The sequence below is a fragment of the Chitinophaga sp. 22620 genome (genome assembly GCF_052044405.1).
Classification (GTDB): Bacteria; Bacteroidota; Bacteroidia; order Chitinophagales; family Chitinophagaceae; genus Chitinophaga.
The window spans coordinates 1,046,911-1,064,127 of sequence record NZ_JBQEMV010000001.1 but is presented as its reverse complement, the minus strand read 5'-3'; the positions used below and the strand labels follow the sequence as shown (position 1 = coordinate 1,064,127).

Annotated in this window: 16 protein-coding genes; 12 read left to right on the top strand and 4 right to left on the bottom strand. The window is 50.7% G+C overall.

Annotation, left to right across the window (positions count from 1 at the left end; genetic code table 11):
* The first annotated feature begins 257 nt into the window (after positions 1–257).
* Both ACTJIK_RS04575 and ACTJIK_RS04570 read left to right on the top strand, forming a co-directional pair.
* Positions 258–773, top strand: a complete 516-nt coding sequence (locus ACTJIK_RS04575) for a YdeI/OmpD-associated family protein (RefSeq protein WP_440645170.1) — start codon at positions 258–260, stop codon at positions 771–773.
* Between the two features lie 55 nt (positions 774–828).
* A complete protein-coding gene (locus tag ACTJIK_RS04570) occupies positions 829–1,542 on the top strand; it encodes a hypothetical protein (RefSeq protein WP_440645169.1) in 714 nt (237 codons plus the stop codon).
* A 2-nt stretch (positions 1,543–1,544) separates the two neighbouring features.
* On the opposite strand, the gene ACTJIK_RS04565 is transcribed toward ACTJIK_RS04570, so the two are convergent.
* The 4 genes from ACTJIK_RS04565 to ACTJIK_RS04550 all read right to left on the bottom strand — a co-directional run bounded on the left by ACTJIK_RS04565 (position 1,545) and on the right by ACTJIK_RS04550 (position 4,107).
* Entirely contained in the window at positions 1,545–2,708 is a 1,164-nt protein-coding gene (locus tag ACTJIK_RS04565) for a lycopene cyclase family protein (RefSeq protein ID WP_440645168.1), read from the bottom strand.
* 32 nt (positions 2,709–2,740) lie between these two features.
* Positions 2,741–3,286 carry an isopentenyl-diphosphate Delta-isomerase gene (idi, locus tag ACTJIK_RS04560; protein WP_440645167.1) on the bottom strand — a complete coding sequence of 182 codons (546 nt, stop codon included), beginning with the start codon at positions 3,284–3,286 and terminating at the stop codon, positions 2,741–2,743.
* A 27-nt stretch (positions 3,287–3,313) separates the two neighbouring features.
* Positions 3,314–3,481 (bottom strand): hypothetical protein, encoded by a 168-nt coding sequence (locus ACTJIK_RS04555; RefSeq protein ID WP_440645166.1) that lies wholly within the window; start codon positions 3,479–3,481, stop codon positions 3,314–3,316.
* A 125-nt stretch (positions 3,482–3,606) separates the two neighbouring features.
* Complete coding sequence (locus tag ACTJIK_RS04550) at positions 3,607–4,107, bottom strand: RNA polymerase sigma factor (protein WP_120517189.1); 501 nt, start codon at positions 4,105–4,107, stop codon at positions 3,607–3,609.
* Between the two features lie 585 nt (positions 4,108–4,692).
* On the opposite strand from ACTJIK_RS04550, the gene ACTJIK_RS04545 reads away from it, so the two are divergent.
* The 10 genes from ACTJIK_RS04545 (at position 4,693) to ACTJIK_RS04500 (ending at position 17,183) form a co-directional block, all read left to right on the top strand.
* A complete protein-coding gene (locus tag ACTJIK_RS04545) occupies positions 4,693–5,985 on the top strand; it encodes a nucleotide sugar dehydrogenase (protein ID WP_440645165.1) in 1,293 nt (430 codons plus the stop codon).
* Positions 5,986–6,467: 482 nt separating this feature from the next.
* Positions 6,468–8,831, top strand: coding sequence for an SLBB domain-containing protein (locus ACTJIK_RS04540; RefSeq protein WP_440645164.1), 2,364 nt, complete (start codon positions 6,468–6,470; stop codon positions 8,829–8,831).
* Between the two features lie 14 nt (positions 8,832–8,845).
* A complete protein-coding gene (locus ACTJIK_RS04535) occupies positions 8,846–9,925 on the top strand; it encodes a Wzz/FepE/Etk N-terminal domain-containing protein (RefSeq protein ID WP_440645163.1) in 1,080 nt (359 codons plus the stop codon).
* Between the two features lie 68 nt (positions 9,926–9,993).
* The gene (gene pseB / locus ACTJIK_RS04530; RefSeq protein ID WP_440645162.1) at positions 9,994–11,010 is read left to right on the top strand and encodes a UDP-N-acetylglucosamine 4,6-dehydratase (inverting); all 1,017 of its coding nucleotides are present in this window, start codon (positions 9,994–9,996) and stop codon (positions 11,008–11,010) included.
* Between the two features lie 2 nt (positions 11,011–11,012).
* Positions 11,013–12,182: a UDP-4-amino-4,6-dideoxy-N-acetyl-beta-L-altrosamine transaminase gene (gene pseC, locus ACTJIK_RS04525; RefSeq protein WP_440645161.1), complete on the top strand. Its 1,170-nt coding sequence runs from the start codon at positions 11,013–11,015 to the stop codon at positions 12,180–12,182.
* The gene (locus ACTJIK_RS04520; protein WP_440645160.1) at positions 12,179–13,051 is read left to right on the top strand and encodes an aldo/keto reductase; all 873 of its coding nucleotides are present in this window, start codon (positions 12,179–12,181) and stop codon (positions 13,049–13,051) included. The genes pseC and ACTJIK_RS04520 overlap by 4 nt, the downstream gene beginning before the upstream one ends.
* Positions 13,048–13,821 carry an SDR family NAD(P)-dependent oxidoreductase gene (locus ACTJIK_RS04515; RefSeq protein WP_440645159.1) on the top strand — a complete coding sequence of 258 codons (774 nt, stop codon included), beginning with the start codon at positions 13,048–13,050 and terminating at the stop codon, positions 13,819–13,821. Before ACTJIK_RS04520 ends, ACTJIK_RS04515 begins: the two co-directional genes overlap by 4 nt.
* A gap of 11 nt (positions 13,822–13,832) precedes the next feature.
* On the top strand, positions 13,833–14,666 hold the full coding sequence (locus ACTJIK_RS04510; RefSeq protein WP_440645158.1) for a cytidylyltransferase domain-containing protein: 834 nt from the start codon (positions 13,833–13,835) through the stop codon (positions 14,664–14,666).
* A gap of 95 nt (positions 14,667–14,761) precedes the next feature.
* Positions 14,762–15,817, top strand: a complete 1,056-nt coding sequence (gene pseI / locus ACTJIK_RS04505) for a pseudaminic acid synthase (RefSeq protein ID WP_440645157.1) — start codon at positions 14,762–14,764, stop codon at positions 15,815–15,817.
* A 25-nt stretch (positions 15,818–15,842) separates the two neighbouring features.
* Positions 15,843–17,183, top strand: coding sequence for a capsular polysaccharide export protein, LipB/KpsS family (locus tag ACTJIK_RS04500; RefSeq protein ID WP_440645156.1), 1,341 nt, complete (start codon positions 15,843–15,845; stop codon positions 17,181–17,183).
* Positions 17,184–17,217: the final 34 nt, after the last annotated feature.

Below are 17,217 nucleotides of genomic sequence, written 5' to 3'. Positions count from 1 at the left end.
TTTTAGTATGGTTTGATCTATTTGTGCCTTTTAGATTTTTATCTGTCGTTAGGTTGCCCTTACAGAATGGAAATGCTCCTTTCTGAAGGATGATCTACAAAACTAATGTTTATCACTGGCAAAGAAAACCTAATATTATCGCCCAGACTTCATTGAAACGGCAGAAACGGCCGGAAGTTACAATAAAGCAGGATTATCTGCCCGCCGGACCGCCTTCTGCACGCTACTGATAAGCAAAATATTATAAATTGCGGTTTATGATCAAATTCACCGCTGTATTGAAAAAATTTGGCGACCAGGGTGAAAAGACCGGCTGGACATACGTTGAAATCCCGGCGGAACTGGCTGAAAAGCTGAATCCCGGCGTAAAAAAATCTTACCGCGTAAAAGGGAAGCTGGATGAGCACGCCATTAAACAGGTAGCCCTGGTGCCGATGGGCGAAGGCAATTTTATAATTGCGGTGAATGCCGCCATGCGCAAGGGCATTGGCAAACGGCAGGGCGCACCGGTTAAGGTGCAGCTGGAAATGGACGCCGCCGAATGGAAAATGAACGGGGACTTCCTGGCCTGCCTGGAAGACGAGCCGCGCGCCATGAGCTTTTTCAAATCGCTGGCGCCCGGCCACCAGCGGTATTTTTCCAACTGGATAGACAGCGCAAAAACAGAAGAGACCCGCGCCAAACGCATTGCCGCCACCCTCAATGCCATGCTGAAAAGCATGAAATACAGCGAAATGATCCGCGCCATGAAGGCTGATAAAGACAAATTCTGATCTCCGCTTTTTAACTTTTCATTAGAACCGGATACAATAACTTGTTACCGGTCCCATGCAAAAGATACTCCTGCTCATAGGCCTCTTCAGCTGCACCGCGTTTTCCGCGGCGGCACAGTCTGCGGTAACCGGAACGGTATCCGGCAGGGATTCCCTGCCATTGCCGGGCGTATCCGTGCGCAACATCCGCACCAACAGCATGACCATCTCCAACGGCAACGGCGCGTATTCCATTGCCGCCGGACCAGGCGATACTTTGTTCTTCAGCGCCATGGGCTATTTATCCGTCGGCATGCGGGCGGAACTGGTGCCTGCCGAACTTCGCCTGCGCACGCTGGTCACTTCGCTGCCCGGGGTGGAGGTCGTGCAAAAAACGCGCAGGCGCGATTCGCTGGAAACGAGGGAGGAGTTCAGGGCCGCGTTCAATTTCCGGCGGCCGAAGGTCCATGAAGTGGTGATGATCACGCCGGTGGGCATCGGGGTGAATATCCATAAGCTCTACAAAGCACTGTCTTTTGCGAACAACAAACGCGCTGAAACATTCAAACGCCGGCTGATCACGCATGAGCAGGACCAGTTCATAGACGAAAGGTTCTCCCGCGAGCTGGTGGCAGCGCGCACAGGGCTTTCCGGCGACAGTCTTACGCGGTTCATGAACAGCTTCCGGCCTGATTATAAATTTACGGTGGAGGCGCCTGACTATGATTTTATCCTTTACATTATTACCGCCTGCGGGAAATTCCGGCGGGGGCAACCGGCAACACCATAACCTCAGCTTCCGCTGATCCGCTGCCAGAGCTCTTTCCAGGCTGCGCGCATGAACCCGAGCCGGCGGAGGCTCAGGGTGAGCAATATTTCCTCTCTCACGCTGCTCACATTGTCGAAGAACCGGAATATCCTGGGAGCGGGGTTGCGGGTGAACATCCTTGAGAAGAGCGCCGCGCCCTGGGCGCTTTTTTCACTGAGCATACGCAGCAGTATACCGTCATAAAAATGAAAGCGCTTCCAGCCGGTGCGCCTGCCCAGGTAAGGGTGGCCGTTGCCCGCCAGCTGATCGGTGAGCCGCCGGGAATGCTGCTGGATGAACCGGAAAGTGTAGCCCGTAGTAGGTTTCGTTTGCCCGCCGGCGGTACCGATAAAAACGATGCGGCCTTCATGCGGGGGAAAGCGGTGGTTGGTCATGGGGATAACACCGCCTGTTTCTTCCGTTATTTTGAAAGCCGTGCCGGGGAAATGTTTTGTCATGTGCTCCTCCAGTCCTTTTTCGTACACTTCCCGCGGTTGCGGACTTTCGGAGAACAGCGTGTATTCCACCATAGCTTCGCGGGCGGACAGGGGGAGGGTGTAAATAAATGCGACGCCCTGGTGCTGCATCGCCCGGAAATCCATCAGGGTGGCGGCTTCCGCGTCAAAAACATTTTCAGCGGCCTGCACCGTCCAGCTGCGGAAATGCTGTACCAGGTAGTGTTTGCCCTTTTGTTTTTCGGATGGGGAAACAGGAATGCTGCTGAAAATATAATCTGCCGCAATGATCTCTTTGCCGGCCTGGATGAAGGCACGGTCTTTATCGGACCACATCTTTTCTATATTCAGCTGCCTGACGGTGAAATTGGAGCGGCGCCGGATCACGCCCCTGGCATGGCGGTAAAAATCCGCTGCCCGGATCATTTTGTAGGTATAGGGCCGTATATCCAGCAGGGAAGAAGCGCCGCTGACGCTGTGGAACCAGACTTTTTCCCAACGGCGGTGAACCGTTTTTTCGAAAAGGCCCGGCGCGGTTTCCCAGAAGCACCAGGTGCGGTCGTTCTCTTCTTTTGCATCTTTATCTATCACCAGCACCTTTTTACCGTGCAGGCGCGCGCAGTCCGCCATGTGCACGGCCAGGCTCAGGCCTGCACAGCCCGCCCCTGCGATGATATAGTGGTAATGCTTCAAAGATGCAAGGCAGATTTAACATGATTCTTCGTTTAGCCGGCCTGTCGGTCATTTGTATGTTGCTTCTCCAGGTATTCAACGATCTTAGGGAAGGCCAGGTGAAACCAGTGTGTGAAGGTATCCGGCTCTTCATGCAGCAGCGCCCTGATGCGGTCCAGCGGCAGGTAGCGGTGCGCCTGTACTTCAGCCCGGTCTGGCGCTATGACGCCATCATATGTTCCTATCAGCACGTGATCGAATTCATATTCAGTGAGCCCGTTATCAAAACTGGCCTGGTAGGTAAAGCTGAAAATTTCTTCCAGCGGGCAATCGAAACCCATTTCTTCCACCAGGCGGCGGTGGGAGGCCGCCAGGGTATCTTCCCCGGGAAGAGGATGGCTGCAGCAGGTGTTGGTCCAGAGGCCGCCGGAATGATATTTATCCTGCGCGCGTTGCTGCAGCAGCATTTCACCGGCGGAATTTACGACGAACACCGAAAAGGCGCGGTGGAGCAGGCCTTTCTGGTGAGCTTCCAGTTTTTCCATGGTGCCTACAGGTTCATCCTGTTCATTGACGAGTATAACGGGTGGTAGTAACATTTCGCGCCGGTTAGTCTGTCTATAAATTTAAACAAGTTCGGCGATTTTCGGGCGGGCACGGAAAAAATGATCCTGCCGGGGGGCGGGCGCATCTATGTGCGCAGGGGCAAAGTCCGGCAGCGGCAAGCCTTCCACGATGTGCTGAACGGGCACAGGAGGGCGGTTACGCTGAAAGGCGCAGGCAAATGTTCGCATACGATACCTGGTTCACCGGGGGTTACACGTTACCGGGAAGGGTAAGGCATGAAAGGGATGTTTGTTTGATGGAGCGCTTTCCGTGAGTACGGATGGTTAACTAGGTTAATCAGTAAATCAGTAAATCAGTAACGGGCTACCTGGGCTTTCAACATTTTGCGGGCGAAGTGGATACGGCTCTTGATGGTTCCTAAGGGTTCTTCCAGGATATCGGCGATCTCGAAATACTTAAATCCGTCCAGGTACAAGATGAACGGTTTTTTGAAGATCACGGGGAGGTTATGCACGGAGGTCTGGATGTCTTTGATCCGGAGCCCGCTTTCCGCCTGGTTGCCGATGATCACCTGCTGGGTGTTCAGTAGGAAATCATTGGTGGAATTATCGAAACAGAGGTGCTGCTTTGATTTCCGGCGGTAGTTGTTAATGAAGATGTTCCTCATGATCGTGTAGAGCCAGGCGCGGATATTGGTTCCCGCGAGATACTTCTCCTGGTTGGAGAGTGCCCTGAACATGGTTTCCTGATAAAGATCCTTGGCGGATTCGGCGTCCTTGGTCAACGTGATGGCGAAGGGCTTTAGGAAGTCAGCATTGCTGAGCAATAGGGTGTTAAATTCAGCGGATGACATATTGTTTAATTTTTGTTATACTAATTTAAACAAAATAACACGTTACTCCAAACAATTTCCGCGATTTTTTTTCGTTACAAGCCAAATTGCGATTGAATTAATGATTTCATAATCAGCATTTAGCAAAAGCACAGGGAGTATTATTCACATGTATAATTGATGGTTAACGGGGTTAAATACGTTTAACTATTCATGCATAAAATATTAAACAAATGTAAGGATATGATTATATAACACGAATAGTCCACGTTTCGTATATATACGGACGACCCGGGCGGACGGTTTTACAGAATTTGAAAAAATTTTTACGGTATAATTGAGCGCTGATTTTCAGTCAGCTAACATTTATATGTTATTTTTAATAAATTTGCCGGGCCTTATTGTAAATCCCCATGGGAAAGCCGGTTGAGAAAAAATAGCTAACAAGCTTAAACGCGCCTGCATCGCATAAAGATTTCTATTTTTGTGCGGGTTTGCCGTGACTCATCCGTATACCTTGCCGCCGTGGCGGTTATATGAATACGGCCCTGATTACATAACTCCGAAAACAATTTTTTATAACTCACTTCTAACATCTCACAAAAAATGACAGCCAACGATCATAAAATTGCCGTGATAGGATTAGGCTACGTAGGATTACCCCTTGCCATTGAATTTTCCAGGAAATACCCCGTACTGGGCTTTGATATCAACGCCGCGCGCGTGAAGGAGCTTTCTGCGGGAGACGACCACACCAACGAAGCAGACATCGAAAGCCTGACCGCTATGCTGGCTTTTGGTAAAACAGACACCACAAAAGGGCTGAAGATATCCTCCCATGAAGCGGACCTTCAAACCTGCAATATTTATATTGTCACGGTGCCCACCCCTATCGACCAGTTCAAGGCACCAGACCTGAAACCCTTGCTGAAAGCGTCCGAAATGCTCGGCAGGTACCTGAAGAAAGGGGACATCGTTATTTATGAATCCACTGTATACCCGGGCTGTACGGAAGAAGATTGTGTTCCGGTGCTCGAAAAGACCTCCGGCCTGAAGTTCAACACAGATTTTTATTGCGGTTATTCCCCCGAGAGGATCAACCCGGGCGACAAAGTGAACACGCTTACAAAGATCAAAAAGGTCACTTCCGGTTCCACGCCTGAGATAGCGGATAGAGTGGATGCGCTTTACAGCAGCATCATCACCGCGGGCACCCACAAGGCGCCCAGCATCAAAGTGGCGGAAGCGTCCAAAGCCATCGAAAACGCGCAGCGCGATGTAAATATCAGCTTTGTGAACGAGCTGGCGCTGATATTCGACCGGATAGGCATCGACACTTCCGACGTTATCGAAGCGGCGGGCACCAAGTGGAACTTCCTGAAATATAAACCCGGACTGGTAGGCGGCCATTGCATTGGCGTAGACCCTTATTACCTGGCGCACAAAGCCGAATCTCTGGGATATCACCCCCAGGTGATCCTCTCCGGGCGCAGAGTGAACGATAATATGGGGATGTTCGTAGCCAACAAGGTCGTGAAACTCATGATAAAAAAGGGTCATAAGATAGATGGCGCACGGGCGCTGATACTGGGGGTTACCTTCAAGGAAAATTGCCCGGACGTGCGTAACTCAAGGGTGGTGGACATCTATAAAGAATTGCTGCAGTTCGGTGTTTCCGTGGATGTGTACGATCCGCATGCCTCCCACGAGATCGTGGAGGAGGAATATGGTATAAAATTATGCGACAAGCTGGGCTCCGGCTACGATGCGATCGTGCTGGCCGTATCGCACGCGGAGTTCCTGGAGCTGGACTTTACCAAGATCACGAATGGAAAGAACGGGGTGATATTTGATACGAAATCGTTTTTGGATAGAAGCCTGGTAGACAGCAGGTTGTAAGGATACATCCGGGCAGGCGGAGGTTTCTGAAGATTTTTAACCTCCGCCCGCCATTGCGGTCAATTCTATTGAACCCACCTCTTTCCTGCATCTCCGCAACAGTCATCACAGAGCACCGTACGCATTATATTCGATGTGACCGGGAAAGGGCGCAAGCAACACAGGAATTAATATCCTGCGGAAACATAGCAGGGTCGGCACACGAAATGATAGTATATTGCCCGAAAATTACCTGGCAATAGACATCACCTGATTTTCAATCAGCTAACATTTATATGTTATTTTTAATAAATTTGCCGATCCTTTCCGTACCCTGAAGGTATGGCAGGGGATTTGCGAATAGTGACCCAACATTCACAATCCGAGAAAAGCATATATCTGATTACCACATGAAGAAATTATTTTTGGTTCCGGTTTTCGTGTTCGCAGGGATTTGCGCTTATGCTCAGGTGCCTGTGCCTACCCCAACGCAGGTACAGCAAATGAAAGTCGAGAACCTTTCCGATGAAGAGATCCGCCAGTTGGTAGCAGAAATGAAACGGAATAACGTTTCATTCGATCAGATTGACAGCTATGCGCGGCAAAAGAACATCCCCGCCTCGGAAGCCGTGAAGTTGAAGGACCGCATTCGCACGCTGAACCTGGACAAGGAGTTGAACAGTACCACGCAGGCGCCTACCATCCAGCAGGAACAGGCAGACCGCTCCGTAAGCGATGGCACCGTTACTTCCGCCCGCGACATCCAACCCATGACCGAAGCGGAAAGAAGGAGATCGAAGATTTTCGGCGCGGAGCTTTTCAGCAACAAGAACCTGACCTTCGAACCCAACCTCCGGATGCCGACGCCGCCGAATTACAGGCTGGCCCCCGGCGACGAGATGGTGATCGACGTGTATGGCTATTCAGAGGTCCAGCATAAACTGACTGTTTCTCCCGAAGGGCACATACGCGTTCCCTACCTGGGCCCTGTATATGTGAACGGGCTTACCATGGAAGAAGCGAAAAACCGCATTACCAAACAACTTTCCACGATCTACGGCGGCATCAAATCCGGCAATACGTTCGTACAGGTGTCCTTAGGCAACATCCGGAGTATCCGCGTGCTGCTCATTGGTGAAATAGTGCGCCCGGGGTCTTATACAGTGCCTTCCCTCGCCACAGTAGCGAATGCGCTGTATGTTTCAGGGGGGCCGGATGAAAACGGTTCTTTCCGGGATATACAGGTAATACGCAACGGGGAGACCGTTGCGAGGTTCGACCTGTATGATTTTTTGCGGAAGGGAGACCTGGCCAACAATATCGTATTGCAGGATCAGGACATTGTAAAGGTGAATCCCTACAAAACCAGGGTGGAACTGACCGGGGAGATAAAACGCCCGGCTGTTTTCGAGGTAAAAGAAGGCGAAACCCTGCAGGATGTGATCGACAACGCCGGGGGTTATACAGATATTTCCTTCAAGGATGTGATCAGGGCCTACCGGATCAATAACAAAGAGCGGGAAGTGGTGAACATCTCGGCTAATGAAGTAGCAACTTTCCAGCCCCGCACAGGCGATAAATATTTTGTGGATGCAGTGCTGAACCGCTTCACCAACCGGGTGATGATTTCCGGCGCTGTGTTCCACCCGGGAGAATATGCAATGGAAACCAACATGACCATTGCAGACCTGATCAAAAAGGCCGATGGCGTGAAAGAAGACGCGCTCCTGGGCCGGGCGATCGTTTTCAGGCTGAAAGACGATTATACCCCTTCCGGCATGAGCTTCAACCTGCAGGACGTGCTTTCCGGCAGGCAGACGGTTTCTCTCCGCAGGGAAGACAGCGTTGTGATATATTCGAAGCTGGACCTTCGCGAAGATTACCAGGTGAAGATCAGCGGTGAGGTCAACTCCCCGGGGTATTATAGCTATGCGGATTCCCTTCGTGCGGAAGATCTTATTCTTATGGCCGGCGGTCTCAGGGACGCTGCGTCCCTGAAACGCGTGGAAGTAGCCCGCAGGATCCGCGGAAGAGAATACAATCCTTCCGATTCAACAATTGCCATCGTGGCACAGTTCGACATCACTTCCGATCTCAGCCCGATGGCCGGATTTAACCTCCAGCCCTTTGATGAGATATCGGTGCGCAGATCCCCTTCCTACCACGAACAGGCAATGGTTTCCATCGACGGGGAAGTAGTGTACCCGGGTGAATATATCATCAACTCCAAACGGGAGCGGATCTCCGACATTATAAAAAGAGCCGGCGGTGTGAGGCCCGAAGCATTTCCTGAAGGAGCCGTGCTGCTTCGTAAAACCTTTGTGAATTCTTCCGACAGCGCCCTGCTGGACAGCAAGCTGCAGGTGTACTACAATAAGCTCCAGGACAGTTCGGACGTTTACAAACTGCAGAACACCATTTCGAGAAAGGAACAATTGCTGGGCATCAACCTGGATGATATATTAAAACAGCCCGGCTCCAAATACGACCTGTACCTCGAAGAAGGGGACGTGATCAGGATACCGAAAAAAATGCAGACCGTGCAGCTGTTCGGCGAAATATACTTTCCCAAGAAGATGCGTTATGAGAGAAAGACCACGTTCAGGGATTATGTGCGCGGGGCCGGCGGGTTCACGAACAGCGCGCTGCGAAGGAGAAGCTATGTGGTGTTTGCCAACGGGGAAGTAAAAAGCACCCGCAAAATACTGTTCTTCAACAGCTACCCTAAAGTCAGGCCCGGAGCGGAGATATACATTCCAAAGAAAGGCGACCGCAAGGGGCTTACCAGCCAGGAAGCCGTTGGTATTACCACCGGTATTGCATCCTTAGCATTGATCATCATAACCATATTGGACAGGACCAATTAAATCCCAATAAAAAAATGGTGGAACCGACACAAACCATACCTGCCCAACGTGAAAACGATATTTCACTGAAAGACCTCATCCTGAAAGCCCGGGACTGGGTAAAATACCTGTGGGGGAAAAAGGTACTGATCATCCTGCTGGGGCTGATCGGAGGCGGGTTGGGATTTACCTACGCAATGCTCAAAAAGCCGGTATATGTTGCAGAACTGACCTTTGTACTGGAAGACAGCAGGTCCAGCCCGCTGGGTACTTATGCCGGGCTAGCCAGCCAGTTCGGGATCGACCTCAGCGGTGCTTCCGGGAGCGGCCTTTTCTCCGGCGACAACATACTTGAGTTCTTACGCTCACGGTTAATGGTGGAAAAAACGCTGCTTTCACCAGTAGCAGTTGGCGGCAAACGGCAGAGCCTCGCTGATCTTTATATTGAAATGAATGACCTGAGAGATTCATGGAATAAAAACGCCAGGCTTAAAAACCTGAACTTCCCTGTAAATCCCGATAGGAAAGGATTTTCCCTTCAGCAGGACAGCGTACTGGACGCCATATACAACAGCATTGTAAAGAAAAACCTCGCTGTTAAAAAACCGGACAAAAAATTAAGCTTCATTTCCGTTGAATGCAGGGCGAGAAGCGAAGTTTTCTCTAAAGCTTTTACTGAAAGGCTTGTTAAGGAGGCAACGGATTTTTATGTGCTGACAAAAACCAAACGGTCTAAGGACGCAGTTGATAAACTGCAGGCAAAGGCAGACTCCATAGGCATCCTGTTAAACCGCAAGACTTATTCAGTGGCCGTATCGCAGGATATGAACCTTAACCCCGCCCAAAGCCGGGCAATGGTGGGCACAGAGCTGGAGTCGCGGGATAAAATGATGCTGCAGACGATTTACGCCGAGGTCATCAAGAACCTTGAGGTCACAAAGATGATGATGATGCAGGAAAGCCCTATTATCCAGGTAGTGGATACACCTATCCTGCCGCTGCAGAAAGAACGTTTGGGACGCATAAAAGGCGCGGCTGCCGGAGGCTTTATTGCAGGCCTGCTTGCAATCGTATGGCTTCTTTTCCGGAGACTATACAAAGAGATCATGCGTTAGATCCACCGTCTGCGCCTGTATACAGGTGATTGGCTTGTAAGTGATTATTTTAATTATAAAAATTTCAGATGTTAGACTTAAATAACAAAAGTATTCTGATTACCGGGGGGACCGGTTCTTTTGGTAAAGCCTTTACCAAGATAGCGCTGGAAAGATGGCCTGATATCAAGCGGTTGGTAATATTTTCCCGTGACGAGCAGAAGCAGTTTCAGATGGCGCAGGAGTTCCCGGCCAGCAAGTACCCCATGATCCGCTTTTTTATTGGTGACGTTAGAGATTTTGACAGGGTAAGAAGAGCATTGAAAGGCGTGGAATACGTTATTCATGCCGCTGCCATGAAACATGTGCCCATTGCTGAATACAACCCGATGGAGTGTATCAAGACCAACATCATCGGAGCGGAGAATATCATTAACGCCTGCCTTGAAACCACCGTTGAAAAGGTAGTGGCCCTGTCTACCGATAAGGCCGCGGCGCCTATCAATCTTTACGGAGCTACCAAACTTGCATCTGATAAATTATTTATTGCCGCAAACAATATCCGTGGTTACAACCCCATCAAATTCTCGGTAGTGCGTTATGGAAACGTAATGGGCTCAAACGGTTCCGTGATCCCTTTCTTCCTGAATAAAAGAAAAGAAGGCGTGCTGCCTATCACCGACCCGGCCATGACCCGTTTTAACATTTCTCTTACCGAGGGCGTCGAAATGGTGCTCCATGCCCTTGAAACCGCATGGGGAGGCGAGCTTTTCGTGCCCAAGATACCCTCATACAGGATCACGGATGTGGCACAGGCAGTGGGAGGAGATTGCGAGCAAAAAGTAGTAGGCATCCGCCCCGGTGAAAAGATCCATGAAGAGATGATCACTTCATCCGATTCTTTTACAACCTATGATCTCGGGCGTTACTACGTAATCCTTCCGCAGGTGCCCAGATGGTCCGTGGAAGAATTTGTAAGCCATTTCAAGGCTCAGAGGGTACCGGAAGGTTTCCGTTATAATTCCGGTGAGAATAACGAATGGCTGGACGTACCGATGCTGAGAAAACTTATTACCGAACATGTTGACCCCTCTTTCACCGCATAAAAATGGAAACTAAAAAAGTACATATCCCTTATGGAAAACAGCACATTGATGCCAAAGACATCCAGGCTGTTATTGAGGCGCTGCAAAGCGATTTCCTGACCCAGGGCCCCAGGATCAAAGCGTTTGAAGATGCATTTGCCGCCTATGTAGGCGCCCGGTACGCCGTGGCGGTCTCCAACGGCACCGCGGCCCTCCATCTCGCCGCAATGGCTCTCGGCGTTCAGAAAGGCGACAGGGTCATCACCACTCCCATCACTTTTGCTGCCTCCGCCAATTGTATTGGTTATTGCGGAGGAGAAACCGACTTCGCCGATATCGACCCTTCTACCGGCCTGCTGGACATCAACAAAGTAAGAGCATTGCTGGAAAAAGCGCCCAAAGGCACTTACAAGGGGATTATTCCTGTTGACTTCGCGGGAAAGGCAGTAGACCTCGAAGCGTTCCGGCAACTGGCGGATGAATTCGGCCTCTGGATAATCGAAGACGCCTGCCATGCCCCCGGCGGATATTTCACAGACAGCAAAGGGCAGCGCCAGCTTTGTGGCAACGGCCGGTTCGCCGACCTTTCCGTTTTCTCTTTCCATCCCGTTAAGCATATCGCCTGCGGAGAAGGAGGAATGATAACCACCAACGATCAGGACCTGTACAATAAACTTATCCTGCTCCGCACTCACGGCATTACTAAAAACCCCGCCCTGATGCACGAAAACCATGGTGACTGGTATTATGAAATGCTGGAACTGGGTTACAACTACCGGCTGACGGACTTCCAGGCGGCCCTGGGGCTGACGCAGCTGGAAAAAGCAGATGCGGGCCTGGCCGCCCGGCAAAGGATCGCCCGCCGCTATGATGAAGCATTTGCCGGTACAGGCATCGATAATACCATCGCAAAATTTGATGAAGGGCACGCCTATCATTTGTACGTGATACAGGCAGACGGCAGGAAAAACCTGTATGACAGGCTCAAGGAATCCGGCATCTACACCCAGGTGCATTATATCCCCGTACATACATTGCCTTATTACAAAGAAAAAATGCCGGGCGTAAAATTACCGGCTGCTGAAGGATTATATGCGCGGTGCCTCAGCCTCCCCATGTACCCCACATTAAGCGAAGAGGAACAGGAATATGTGATTGAAAAAATCATGTCCATATTGCAGCATAGAACATGAACAAGTTATCTCTCGGTACAGTGCAGTTCGGCCTGAATTACGGGATCAGCAACAAAACCGGACAGGTTTCCCGGCAGGAAGCGGAAAAGATCCTTTGCCTGGCGCTGGAGCATGGAATAGACAGCCTGGACACTGCGTCCGCATACGGCGAAAGTGAAACGGTGCTCGGACAGGTATTGCCCGTTGTTTATAACCGCCAGGCAGGCCAATTCAGGATAATCTCCAAGTACCTGCCCGGGAGCACAACGGTAACGGAAAGCCTCGATAACAGCTGCCAAAAACTGGGGGTTCAGTTCTTGTACGGCTACCTGCTGCACCAGTTCGACAGGAGTGTTTTTGAAAACACCCAGTGGGACGCTTTCAGGAAAGAAAAAGAAAAAGGCCGCATCGGCAAGATCGGCTTTTCACTATACTATCCGCATGAACTGGACTACCTGCTGGACAAAGACGTTGCATTCGACATCCTGCAATTGCCATTTAATCCCCTCGATCAACGTTTCAGCCCATATTTCACCGAGCTGAAATCGCGGGGAGTGGAAATTCATATCCGGTCCGCATTCCTGCAAGGCCTGCTGTTCCTTTCCCCGGAGCAGCTGCCCGCCTCCCTGGCCGAATTGGGCCCAAGGGTAGACAAAATCCGGCAGCTGGCGGAAGCGCATGATTTGACATTGCCTCATCTCCTGCTTGGATTCGTACATTTGCATGATATAGATAAGATTGTCATCGGTGTTGAGTCATACAGCAATCTTCTTGAAAATATCGGCTACACCGGCCGGCTGGACACGGTTCAGCGGGCCATAAATGATATCAGCGCCATGGCTTCAAATGATGAAACGTTGATTTTACCCAGTAAATGGAACGTCAAATGAGTAGTTTGTTCGATTTAAGCGGGAAGATCGTTGCTGTGACCGGCGGTTACGGTTACCTGGGAAAAGCCATATGTGAAGGGCTTGCCGAGCACAAAGCGACCGTATATGTCTGTGGAAAGGATGAAGATAAATTTGATCTGGCTTTCCCTGCCGGCAATATGATCCATTTTAACAAATGCGACGTTGCGGACACTGCGAGCATCCGTGCCTCGCTTGCCGCTATAGACGCTGAGCATGGCAGGATTGACGTCCTGATCAACAATGCTTTTTATTGCAAGGGAAGCGACCCGCTGGGTATCACTGACGAAGACTGGGCTTATTCCATTGACGGCACTATCAACAGCGCTTACCGTTGCATCCGGGAAGCAGTGCCGTACCTCGCAAAGTCGCCCACGGGGAAAATCATCAACGTGGCGTCCATGTATGGAGTGGTGGCGCCCGATTTCAGCCTCTACGAAGATGCGCCCGCGTCACTGAACCCTCCCCACTACGGGATAGCCAAAGCCGGTATCATACAGCTTACGAAATACTTCGCATCTTACCTTGGCTCAAGAGGCATCCTGGTAAACACAGTCACGCCCGGCCCCTTCCCGAGCCCGCAGGTACAATTGCAGGAAAAATTTATCCGGGGGCTGAAAGAAAGAACCGTACTGGGAAGGATCGGTCAGCCCGATGATCTGAAAGGGGCGTTTGTGTTCCTCGCCTCTGACGCTTCGGCGTTCATTACAGGCCAGAATATCGTGGTGGATGGCGGATGGACCATCAAATAAAAGAATCTGAGATGTCACAAAAGAAGATCAGCGCAGTCATACAGGCGAGGTTCGCTTCAACACGGCTTAGGGGAAAAGTCCTGATGCCGCTGCCTTACAGCTCCGACCAGGCTGTGCTGGACCAGATCGTTCGCCGTCTTTCGCATTCCCGGTTCCAGCCCTTGATTGTATTGGCTACATCCACCAATCCCGCAGACGATATACTCGAAACCTGGGCACGCCGTCAAAATATCCACTGTCTTCGCGGAGATGAGCGGAATGTATTGTCCCGGTTCCAGGAAGCGGGCCTCCGCTACCAACCGGATACTATCATCCGGATCACGGCGGACAACCCGTTCATCGACCCGGCCCTGATGGACGAGGTGGTTGAAAAGCACCTTGATTCCGGCCACGCATATACGTATTCATCCGGCCTGCCGGTCGGGATGAATATTGAAGTCGTGGAAACGGAAGCCCTGCTGCAACTACGGACATTAGATCTCCTTCCTGAAGAAGAAGAGCATGTTACCCTCGCCATACGCAAACGGCCTGAAAGGTTTAAGGTGAATACCATCCATATGGATATACCCCCGGGCGGAGAGCTGCGGCTTACGGTGGACAATGACCTGGACTATGTGCTGGCTTGCTGCATCTACGACGAACTATACCCGGACGACCCTTTATTTGGGCTGGACAAAATAGCATCACTTATTGCGCGCCGGCCATGGATAGCCATGATCAATGCCGGTTCTGTTCAAAAAACATCAGGGCAAACGCTGGAGGAAGAATTGCAGGCCGCAACCCGGTTGCTGGAGCAGCAGGAACTTTTTAAAGCGGCCGGAGTGTTGCGGCAGCATAAGCCGTAAATTCCCGTTCCATATCTTTTGAGTACCTTGAGGCAAACTTTGCTGGAGGACACGGCATAACAAATTAGGATAAAACAAATTATTATATACATCAGATGAAAGATTTCAAGATAGGTGACGCGCAAATCGGTTTGAATCACAAACCATTCATTATCGCTGAAATGAGCGGCAACCACAACCGTTCGCTGGAAAGGGCCATGACAATCGTGAAAGCGGCGAAAGATGCGGGTGCTGATGCCATCAAGCTGCAGACATACACACCCGATTCATTGACAATTGATCATTCCGGCGGCCTCTTTACTATTACTGATGAAAAATCCCTCTGGAAGGGCAGGAATCTTTACGAGCTTTACCAGGAGGCTATGACGCCTTATGAATGGCACAAACCCATTTTTGATTACGCGAAGGAGCTGGGTATTATCTGTTTCTCGACACCTTTCGACGAGGAAGCAGTGGATATGCTGGAAGAACTTGGAGCGCCCTGCCATAAGGTCGCTTCATTCGAGAACAACCATCATCCCCTGCTGAAAAAAGTGGCGCTCACGGGCAAGCCCGTTATCATGTCTACCGGCGTTTCCACGCTTGCGAACACGGACGAGAGCGTGGGCGTGCTGAGACAGAACGGATGCAAGGACCTGGTGCTGCTGAAATGCACCAGCACCTACCCCGCAACCCCGGAAAATACCAACCTCAGGACAATACCACATCTCCGCGAGCTCTTCCATTGCGAAACCGGGCTGTCCGACCACACCATGGGGGTTGGCGCCGCGGTGGGGGCTGTTGCGCTGGGAGCCACCGTGATCGAGAAACATTTTTGCCTCAGCCGGGCAGAAGGCGGCGTGGACAGCGCGTTTTCACTGGAGCCTGATGAATTCAGGATGCTCGTCATAGAAACGGAAAGGGCCCACCAGGCGCTTGGATACGTTCAATATGGCATCCAGGACGCAGAGAAAAAAAGCCTTAATTTCAAGAGATCTGTATATGTAGTGGAAGACATTCCTGCCGGAGGGGTGTTCACAGAAAAAAACATCCGTATTATCCGGCCGGGCGATGGGCTTCATCCGCGATATTTCAGCATGATACTGGGCAAACCCGCTCACCGGGCGTTGAAACGAGGCACTCCGCTGTCTATGGACGACCTGTTAAGCTGAATAGTCATTTTAAATAAATTTGCATATGCAAGAGAGGGTTTTGTTCTTTGCGCGAGAATACCAGTCTGATTTTTTCCCGCTGTTAAACAGCTTAAAATACGAATCGATATATGTAACGCTGACGCTCGACGAAAAAAAAAGGGTGGAAGCAAAGGGCAAAAGCGTGCTGTTATGTTTTGAAGAGGAATATGACAGGCTCGTGCCGGCAGATGTACCGGATGATTATTTCGAGACTTCTTTTGGCTCTGACCGTTACCTGGGACCACTGTCGCTACGGCAACGGCGGGAGATACTGGGCAAAGAGATCTCTTTCTGGCGGCAGGCCCTCCAAACCAGCGGGGCCACAGCCGTTGTCAATGAAATTGTCGCAATTGAGATATCTGAGGTGCTTCACCTGGAATGCCGGAAACGTGGTATCCGGTACTTGTCCTGGCTAAGCTTCGCCGCCCCGAACACCTTCTATTTCCAGCATACTCCCATGCACAATCAGCTGGATAACAGCATCCAGTTGTTGCAACCCACTGCGGCGGACGTCGCCAAGGCGGAAGCTTATATTGAAAAGGTGCTCGCAGGCAGCGGGCAGCCGTTCTACGCACAAAATATCAAGAAACGGGGCAACCCGGTCATGCTGCTGAAGTCCATCAAAAGATGGATGCTGACAAAAATCAGCGCGTCCAGGTACCCGAAAGCCAAATCCCTCGCGATCTTCGGCAATCCGCAATATGTTTTTGCGACAAGCATAAAGCTGTATTTTTTATCTCTTTTCAGGAAATATAAAAAGCTGGACGACTTCAGGGAATTTGATCTCGTCTTTTATCCCCTTCATTTTGAGCCGGAAGCCACATTGAAATACATGTCGGAGTTTTTTTCCAACCAGGCTTCCACCATTGAGTATATTTCCAAATGCCTTAAGACCAACCAGGTGCTGGTGGTGAAAGAACATCCGCAGCAACCCGGCATGCTGCTGACGGACACCTTCAGGGAACTGCAACGCAATTACTCCAACATTCTCCTGCTCCCCTCGGAGATACCGACAGCGCACCTGATCAGGGAATGCAAAGCGATCGTGACCCTCACAAGCACAGCCGGCTTCGAGGGACTGATAGCCGGGAAACCTGTTTTTGTCCTGGGCAAGATCTTCTATAACCAATGCCCGGGGGTACATAAGATCGAGTCGTACGAAGACCTTCGCCAAAAACTGCGGTTGCCGGAATATGCAAAACCCTCGCCGGAGCAGGTGAAACATTTTATTTCACAAATGGTGCATTACACGCATGTTGGCAATCCATACCAGCATGCCAGCCTATATACGAACGAAAACATTACCGATATAACGCGTGCAATCGAGGAGGAATTGAAAAATTAAATGGACTGTTATGATGGGAAAATACAAGCTTCGG